This is a genomic window from Geitlerinema sp. CS-897 (genome assembly GCF_028368005.1).
Classification (GTDB): Bacteria; Cyanobacteriota; Cyanobacteriia; order Cyanobacteriales; family Geitlerinemataceae; genus Baaleninema; species Baaleninema simplex.
The window spans coordinates 1-8,678 of sequence record NZ_JAQNCQ010000196.1; the positions used below are offsets into that span (position 1 = coordinate 1).

Sequence of the window (8,678 nt, forward strand, 5' to 3'; positions counted from 1 at the left end):
CGGGAACGATCTGAGCCAACGCGGACGTTCTGGGGAGGAAACCGAACGCTAGGCTCTGGAGACTCGCAAGGATCGCTACGGTCAGTACGGGTCTAGAGATACCGTGTAAATTGTTTACGTTAATCTGGGGGAAATACATACGGGCATCTCGATTAATTCAAAATTATTGAGAAGCAAGCTCGACTATCGAGAATCAATAACGAGATTTAAAGGGTTTCAGCCGTTGGAGCTTAAACCAGAATCAATTTTTCGAGGTTTCTATACCAATTCAGCTAAAAAAAATCTCTTTAAAATACAATTCTATCTCGAATAATATCAAATCTCAACAATTTTTACCCATATTAACATTGATAAGTTTTAATACATTAGCGATCGCGATCTTTACCGTCACACTTCAGTTTGTTTCGATCGCGATCGCGTTTTTTGACTGACGGCGTGCGATCGCCTGTGAGACACATTAGCAAAGACTCTGATGCAATCGAAACTTGTTTTCGATAGTTTTCACAATCTCAATAGTGGTTTTGGCGATCGAATTCTCGGTTTTTGAGATTCAATTATACTTTTTTAGTCACAAACGCCGAAAACCCATAATTTTCTCCTTTACGTTCCCACCAAGAACTAGCAGCATAACGAGTCGATCGTCTGCGGCTGTAGTCCGTCCGGTGGATTAGCTGGTTAGATGTCTTCTAGCACATTAAATATTTAAGAAATGGGTTAAATTTTTTTACCTATATAAAAAACATAGCCATAATACTCTTTGTACTTATAATATAGCTGAGCTTCATGTCGTTGGTTTGCGATAAATTCCACCGCAGCTTTATTGCCTGCATTTTTCTCCAGGAAGAGTTTTTTTGCGTCTACTTGTGGAACATAGAAATGCTCCGTCCAGCAGTTTTCAGGCAAAATAAAAGTGGCGACTGGAATATATCCAGCTTTTTGCATTTGTGCGACCTTATTGGGGATCGTGTCTATTTCCGGATAGGCATCCATCCAAAATTCCTCGATCTCGGCAGGGCGTTCCTCCGTAAACCATGAAGCTTCCGAAACAGCAATATAACCTCCGGGTTTCAGGAATTTTCGCCATTCATTAAGCCCCCGTTCAAACCCAATATTATAGATTGCTCCTTCCGACCAAATCAGATCTAATTCTTCATTTTGGAAGGGAAGAATTTCCATCGATCGCACAATGCCTTTTACTCTATTTTGAAGATTCAGTTTTTCGACATTCCGATCGAACAGGTCAATAAAAGTAGAAAAAATGTCGATACCTATAATATTTCCCGATGTATGCTGCGCTAATATCATTGTCTGTCCACCCGATCCGCAGCCAATGTCGGCAATCAGTGATTTTTCATTAAGATTATCGATAAAACTCAATGCTTTAATCGTCACTTCAGGGCTACCCGGCCCCTGTCGTTTTAGGCTTGCAAAATATTCGCAGATTAATTCTAAATCAAACTCATGAATTGATTTATTTTCATCGTTCATAATGTCTCCTTACAACCCCCCAAACTTCTCGATCGCACGTTCCAGACCGCTCGCTTCAGAAACCTCTGTCGTAAAACGGACAAGTCTTACCTGTAGTATATCTGAGACTTTATCCCAACACGCGATCGATCGCCTCAATCGTCCGCTGTAAATCAACGATTTCGTGAGTACAGTTTAGGAAAAACCGTACCCTGGCTTTAATTCTGAGGAACCGAAGGATAAATCGTCGGTAACGCATTAATTTCCTACTGAAATAGCATTTGCGACGATCGCACCGCCACATCAGAAGTCCCGACACTGACAGGAACGATCGCCGCTTTCGCTGCTTCGGTGACGCGAGAATTGCCGGAACGGAAAAAGCCAATCCCCTCAAAAGGATTGGTTTCCCCAAAACCAACCCAACTTAACGGTGTTGTTCCATTCTGGCGATGCGCTGTTTCACCGCCACCACACTGTCAGGATTGAGGGAAATCGAATCGATTCCGACGCTGACGAGAAACGCCGCAAAATCAGGATAGTCGCTGGGGGCTTGTCCGCAAATTCCCACTTTGCGATCGCGGTGGTGGGCGGTTTCGATCGTCCGTCAGTTGCTGAATTGACCGCATCATCCCTCGCAGGAGAAGGCGAAACCGCGATCGCATTTTTATCAAAGTCTGATGTGGGAAGAACAGAATAAATAGGATGCCCAGCAGTGAGTGCCGCTGAACGTTCCCAATCAGCAGCGGCCGGTAAACTCGAACTCAACATCAGTAGCTTTCAACCGTTTGCTACGTTGGGGTTGTTAGCCCTCATCTATCTGAGCAATCCTATCAAACCCTCAGATGTAAAGAATTTGATTTTCCATTTCATCGGCTGTCGTACTATTTAGAATAGTCAGCAACCTTTGCACAATTTCTTGATAGGGATTTCTGACAGCAATAATGATTCCGTAGTGCGGCTTTCCCCGCTCGAAGTACCCTCGTGCCAGATCTTCAAAATCAATTCGGTTATGGGTGAGGATAGCTGCTCTCTGACTCACAGCATACTCCAATTGCTCGGCATCAGTTTTGCCAAGTTGTCCTGCTTGATGGGCTGTTGTCGCCTCAAACCCACGAGAGCGTAGAAGAGTCGCCACAAGCACATCAACATCTTCATCCAAATAAACATGAATAAAAATTTCAGTCATGCTTTCCGAACTCGAAAATCGATTAATTCATCAGGAATTCGATTACGCTCGATATATTCATTGATTTCTTCTTGACGATCTAGGTAATAGCTAAGAGCGTCAAAAACCTGTGACAAAACAAGATGCGGCAAACGCTGAGGAATCTCTTCAGGCGAAACCCCAAGACGCCACATTTCCACGATCGCGCGAACTGGAGTCCTTGTCCCTCTGATAATAGGCTCACCGCTTAGAATTTCGCTGTCTCTGACAATGTGACAGTGTTCCGTCGATTGAAGCATGGAGTTTTCCTCTAGGCATTCCATGCCTATTTTAGCCCGATCCGAACTTGCCCCACCCAGGAGGATCTGGAATCCTTTATGGCAACGGATCGACTATAGCTCTAGGATAGCTGAGGTTCTAAGGCAGTTAAATTCTGGCGTTTCTCATTCCATCTGCTGACTGGCAATACCTATTGTTCGCTTGAAAAGATCGGCTTACAAAAAGGGGCGATCGCAATGTTATAAAAATCTGATGTGGGAAGAACTGAATGAATGTCGTGCAAGGAACAGTCACCACTCTCAGCAAAACGCAATTCTGAAATAGGGTTTGCGACAGTCGAACTGCTGCGTCAGAAATCCCGACGATAACGGGAACGATCGCCGAATCGTGTTAAAAAGATAAGCTGGCCGAAAGCGGCGATCGCAATGTTATAAAAATCTGATGCGGGAAGAACTGAATGAATGTCGTGCAAGGAACAGTCACCACTCTAAGCAAAAAGCAATGCTGAGTTTACTTACGTTACAAGATCGGCGATCGCACTGGGGAAATACCCTGCATCGCGACCTGTTTTTTAATCTGAGTTCGGGGTAACTGCATTCACTCTAAACTATCATCCTGCCAAAAACGTTTATTCCGTCTGCTGCACCGCCGCGTTAGGCTGTTGTCGCTCGGCAACCTGCATTAGAAGACGTAATGCTTCATTTACTGCGGCATCACTCGGAAAGGCGCGAGCAACATCAGGATCTAGAAGTACTAAATTTGTCCCCGAACGATATCGATCGACATACTTGCCCCTAACACCTCCTTGCATTTGAGCAAAGTCATATTCAGACCGTAATTCGTCTTCCATTTCATTCTCAATTTCCTTCTTCATAAAACTTCCTCTCCTGTCGAGTGGCTTTTCGAGCGCTTATGATTCGTACTTTTGCGCCTCGGTCAGTATGTGCAACAACTAAAAGTTGTCCAAGCTGAGATACACCAATGATAACGTAGCGGTTTTCTCTGATGGAATGGTCAGGATCGGGGAAGGTTACGGATAGCGGGTCATTAAAGACGGTTGCCGCTTCTTGGAAGGAAACACCATGCTTCTCAAGATTTAGTTCTGCTTTGTTTGGATTCCATTCAAATTCCATATAAAATACTTTCTGCGTGTTCCCTTATCCTGAAAATCATTTTTTCGGTCGTCTTTTGTAATGTGTTCTTGCAGGATGTCCATTTCAGCTATGTGTCTTAACATAAATATCCGAATCCCCCAAAGTTGAGCATCGGGATGTCGATCGAATAGTTTATTAGTTGCGGGTACGGCAGTCTCATCGACCTCAAAATCTCCCGTTTCGATAGTGTCTGCAAACAATCTTGGCAACCTCACCAAAATCTCTCGAGAGTCCGCTTCATCGACTTGTTATATTGCTACACGCATTGGAACAGGCAACATATTTTGCCAATAAAACGTTTCTTTAGGTAAAACTAAAGCATCAACTCGCTCGAAGTCTGAGCGAACTGGATGAAAATCAGCATTGGAGCGTGGGTAGGTCAGGGGTGTCTCATCGCAATTAGGAAGATACACTCCGTAGTGCTGAAGAGTCGCATCAAGAAAACCAGATTCGTATTGGTTAGAGCTAAGTATTGATTTCATTTCAGCTTCAGTGACTTCTCGCATGACGCTACAAAACAAATGTCGGCTTTGGATTGGGAAGGTAGAACCTTGAGATACAAAATACTCGTAGGTTACTTCAAGATCCCAGTAGCCGACGCCCCAACCGCGATCGCCAATCTTTTCATTTGGGCCATCATAATCGTCTCCTCCGAAGAGATAATGTTCAACCCACTTATCTTGATAGAAAACCTTGATAGTACTCCAGCCACTAGTTCCTTGATGGGTAATGACTATAGCTTTGGTTTCTAGGAAAAGAGCAAGAGCGAACGCCACTTCTTCGGACGAAAACGCCCACCAAGTTGTCCAAGTATGTCCAGAATATTGCCATAAAAAACGTCGATCTTGTTCCTCTAACAATGCCGGAAAAATATTGACTTGATATTCTGCATTGAAGAGTTTGTAAAGAGTCGAAACGACTGACTGAATTGGAGCTTCGATGAAAACTACGCCAAAACGATTCCAGAACCCGCCAGTAAGACCAAATCCTCGCTTTTCTGCCAGATTTCTAGACATATAAATTTGGATAACAGCTTCACCAGTAACCCAATGATAACTTGCTCTTTAACGTTGGAAGTTTAAGGTGTTGCTCAACTGAAGACTTGCGGTCTAACTCCGGTATTATGGGTGTTATCTCACCGTTACCGGATAACACTTCATACTGGGGACTGTTACCGCAACCGGAGCGATGAAAACACCGCACCCCCTCAAACACGTCGATCGCACGTTCCAGACCGATCGCTTCAGAAACCTCTGTCGTAAAACGGACAAGTCTTACCTGTAGTATATCTGAGACTTTATCCCAACACGCGATCGATCGCCTCAATCGTCCGCTGTAAATCAACGATTTCGTGAGTACAGTTTAGTAAAAACCGTACCCTGGCTTTAATTCTGAAGAACCGAAGGATTTCGGTAACGTATTGATTTCCTGCTGAAACAGGGTTTGCGACGATCGCACCGCCACATCAGAAGTCCCGACACTGACAGGAGCGATCGCCGCAACAGAAAACACCAATCCCCTCGCAAAAATAGGTTTCCCCATTAACGCTGTTTTTCCATTCTGGCGACGCGCTGTTTCACCGCCACCACACTGTCAGGATTGAGGGAAATCGAATCGATTCCGACGCTGACGAGAAACGCCGCAAAATCAGGATAGTCGCTGGGGGCTTGTCCGCAAATTCCCACTTTGCGATCGCACGCGTGAGCAGTTTCAATGAGGCGTCGAATATTACGTTTGACAGCGGGATGGCGTTCGTCGAACAGGTGCGCCAACTCCGAAGAATCGCGATCGACGCCCAACACTAACTGCGTCAAATCATTACTTCCAATCGAAAACCCGTCGAATCGCTGACAAAATTCGTCCGCCAGTTCCACGTTCGAGGGAATCTCGCACATCACGTACACTTGCAATCCCTTCTCACCCCGTTTCAAACCGTTTTCCGCCATCACTTCCAATACGCGATCGGCTTCTTCTGGAGTCCGACAAAAGGGAATCATCACCAATACGTTATCCAAACCGATAGTTTCGCGAACGCGGCGAATGGCGCGACATTCCAAGGCGAACCCCTCACGATAGCGATCGCTGTAATACCGAGACGCGCCGCGAAATCCCAACATTGGGTTGGATTCTTTCGGTTCGAATTGCGCCCCGCCGATTAAATCTGCATATTCGTTCGTTTTAAAATCGCTCATGCGGACGATCGCCGGATGGGGATATTGCGCGGCGGCGATTTTGGCAATTCCCCGCGCCAAATGTTCCACGAAATATTCAGTTTTGTCCTCGTATCCCCGCGTCAATTCCTCAATACGCTTGCGCGCCATTTTGTCTTCTAACTCGTCGAACTTCACCAACGCCATTGGATGAATTTTCACGATGTTGTTGACGATAAACTCCATCCTGGCTAACCCGATTCCCTCAGTCGGGAGTTTCCACCAGCGAAACGCCGCTTCGGGAGAGGCGATGTTCGTCATAATTTGAGTTTCCGTCTCGGGAATGTCATCGAGATCGACTTCTTCGGCCTCGAACTCGAGACATCCTTCGTAAATATACCCGCGATCGCCCTCGGCGCAAGAAGTGGTAATTTCCCGTCCGTCGTCGAGGAGATCCGTAGCGTTTCCCGTTCCCACGATCGCCGGAATTCCCAACTCGCGACTGACGATCGCCGCGTGACAGGTACGTCCGCCGCGATCGGTAACGATAGCTTTGGCCTGTTTCATCACCGGAACCCAGTCGGGATCGGTCATTCCCGTCACGAGAACTGAGTTTTCCTCAAAGCGATCGATCTCGGTGGCGTCTTCAATACAGCAGACTTTTCCAGCGGCGATCGCGTCGCCGATACTCACCCCAGACAGAAGGATTTCGCCGTCTTCCTTCAAACGATACGTCTTGAGAGATTCCACCGTTTTTTGAGATTGTACAGTTTCTGGCCGCGCCTGAACGATATATAACTTCTCCGTTTCGCCGTCTTTTGCCCACTCGATATCCATCGGTTTGTTGTAATGAGATTCGATAGATTTGACCCACCGCGCCAACTCGATAATTTCTCCGTCCTCGAGAACGAACGCCTCTCGTTCGGGTTGCGTCGTCTCGATATTACGCGTCGTGTGCGAACCTCCTTTTGCATAAATCAGTTTGCGTTCTTTCGTTCCTCGTTTTTTGTCAATAATCGGTTTTAAATTGGGTTTGTCTAAGAGCGGTTTAAACACGCGAAACTCGTCCGGCGTGACACTTCCACGAACGACATTTTCCCCAAGTCCCCATGCACCATCGATGAGGACGACATGGGGAAAACCGGTATCGGTATCGAGAGAAAAAGCAACCCCCGCACAGGCTTTGTCAGAACGCACCATTTTTTGCACGCCTACCGACAACGCCACTTTCATGTGGTCGAAGCCTTGAGTTTCTCGGTAACTAATCGCGCGATCGGTGAACAACGAAGCATAACATTTACGACAAGCTTCGAGAACCTCATCTTGTCCCGTTAAGTTGAGAAATGTCTCTTGTTGTCCGGCAAAACTAGCTTCGGGAAGGTCTTCAGCGGTAGCGCTACTGCGAGCGGCTACGTCCACTTCATCAGTATCGTACTGTTGGCTGAGTTGGCGGTAAGCTTTGCAAATTTCTGTTTCGATATCTTCAGGAAAGTCTGCGTTGTAAAACAGTCTGCGGATCGTTTTTCCCACTTTATCGAGAGATTTACGATCGCCGTGTAACTCGTCGAGTTCGGCTTGGATGCGATCGCTCAACTCGTTCGCCTCGAGAAACCGTCGATACGCGTCGGCGGTCGTCGCGAAACCATCTGGAACGCGAATCCCCCGTTCTTGAAGAGTTTGAATCATTTCGCCGAGGGAAGCATTCTTTCCGCCCACAATTTCGACATCGTTAGAGTCGAGGGTTTTGAAGTGACGAATGTATGAATTGGAGTGAGTCATTTTTAATTTAACCTGTTGAATTTTTGGTGAAATATAAAAGATAATAGATTGATTTGCGTTGTTGAATCAGTAATTTAATGCAATTCAAGAAAATAAAATTCGTTAAAATAAATTATTTTATATTGTAAAACTTGTTATTGAATTTTAAATTTGCAACGCACAAATGATATTTATTTTAAAATATTTCCTGACTTGTAAATAAAATAGTTCACTTCAATTTAAAAAGCTATATTAATTAATATTTCTTGCTTCAAAAAGTTTGAATATTTTATCCAAAAATTATTATGGTTTCGTTCCGAATTCGAGTTCGTTCGTGACATCGATCGCACCTGCCTCATAAGCTTCTTCCGTCGCCTTCATACTTTCAAACGGACTGTCTACTTTACCCGTTAGCATTGCGACTCCGTTGTTGACCGACACTTCGATATTACGAGATTCGACAATCGGCGACCAACGCATCTGACGTTCGATATCCTCTGCCAGTTCTACATCGGACTTCGTCGCGATCGCAATATCGTAATCCATCAAAATCGGATTCCAATCTTGACATACTCCCCGGCGTGAACGCACGGGGATTCTCACAAAGTGATTCTTGATTCATCGACACCACTTACTGTTTCAAGTTGCCTATCGACAGCAGGGGTGGTAGTCTCCTCAAGCGTTCCTGGTTCCCCAGCAGTTTCC

The 8,678-nt window shown here is 45.5% G+C and carries 10 protein-coding genes and 1 pseudogene; all 11 read right to left on the reverse strand.

Features of this window, described 5'->3' with window-relative positions; genetic code table 11:
* Positions 1 to 714: 714 nt before the first annotated feature.
* The 11 genes and pseudogenes from POG22_RS12470 to POG22_RS12520 all read right to left on the reverse strand — a co-directional run bounded on the left by POG22_RS12470 (position 715) and on the right by POG22_RS12520 (position 8,564).
* A complete protein-coding gene (locus POG22_RS12470) occupies positions 715 to 1,488 on the reverse strand; it encodes a class I SAM-dependent methyltransferase (protein WP_498905577.1) in 774 nt (257 codons plus the stop codon).
* Positions 1,489 to 1,597: 109 nt separating this feature from the next.
* Positions 1,598 to 1,852 carry a hypothetical protein gene (locus POG22_RS12475; RefSeq protein WP_498905580.1) on the reverse strand — a complete coding sequence of 85 codons (255 nt, stop codon included), beginning with the start codon at positions 1,850 to 1,852 and terminating at the stop codon, positions 1,598 to 1,600.
* 39 nt (positions 1,853 to 1,891) lie between these two features.
* Positions 1,892 to 2,065, reverse strand: a pseudogene (locus POG22_RS12480) (putative PEP-binding protein); the annotation flags it as partial.
* A gap of 240 nt (positions 2,066 to 2,305) precedes the next feature.
* Positions 2,306 to 2,653, reverse strand: a complete 348-nt coding sequence (locus POG22_RS12485; RefSeq protein ID WP_498905581.1) for a DUF5615 family PIN-like protein — start codon at positions 2,651 to 2,653, stop codon at positions 2,306 to 2,308.
* On the reverse strand, positions 2,650 to 2,931 hold the full coding sequence (locus POG22_RS12490; RefSeq protein WP_498905583.1) for a DUF433 domain-containing protein: 282 nt from the start codon (positions 2,929 to 2,931) through the stop codon (positions 2,650 to 2,652). Before POG22_RS12490 ends, POG22_RS12485 begins: the two co-directional genes overlap by 4 nt.
* A 608-nt stretch (positions 2,932 to 3,539) precedes the next feature.
* The gene (locus tag POG22_RS12495; protein WP_498905584.1) at positions 3,540 to 3,785 is read right to left on the reverse strand and encodes a hypothetical protein; all 246 of its coding nucleotides are present in this window, start codon (positions 3,783 to 3,785) and stop codon (positions 3,540 to 3,542) included.
* Complete coding sequence (locus tag POG22_RS12500) at positions 3,769 to 4,044, reverse strand: BrnT family toxin (RefSeq protein WP_498905586.1); 276 nt, start codon at positions 4,042 to 4,044, stop codon at positions 3,769 to 3,771. Before POG22_RS12500 ends, POG22_RS12495 begins: the two co-directional genes overlap by 17 nt.
* 269 nt (positions 4,045 to 4,313) lie before the next feature.
* Positions 4,314 to 5,081 carry a hypothetical protein gene (locus POG22_RS12505; RefSeq protein WP_498905587.1) on the reverse strand — a complete coding sequence of 256 codons (768 nt, stop codon included), beginning with the start codon at positions 5,079 to 5,081 and terminating at the stop codon, positions 4,314 to 4,316.
* A gap of 346 nt (positions 5,082 to 5,427) precedes the next feature.
* On the reverse strand, positions 5,428 to 5,607 hold the full coding sequence (locus POG22_RS12510) for a hypothetical protein (protein WP_498905589.1): 180 nt from the start codon (positions 5,605 to 5,607) through the stop codon (positions 5,428 to 5,430).
* Positions 5,607 to 7,994: a phosphoenolpyruvate synthase gene (gene ppsA, locus POG22_RS12515; RefSeq protein WP_498905591.1), complete on the reverse strand. Its 2,388-nt coding sequence runs from the start codon at positions 7,992 to 7,994 to the stop codon at positions 5,607 to 5,609. The genes POG22_RS12510 and ppsA overlap by 1 nt, the downstream gene beginning before the upstream one ends.
* A 282-nt stretch (positions 7,995 to 8,276) precedes the next feature.
* Positions 8,277 to 8,564: a BON domain-containing protein gene (locus POG22_RS12520; RefSeq protein ID WP_498905593.1), complete on the reverse strand. Its 288-nt coding sequence runs from the start codon at positions 8,562 to 8,564 to the stop codon at positions 8,277 to 8,279.
* Between the last annotated feature and the right edge of the window lie 114 nt (positions 8,565 to 8,678).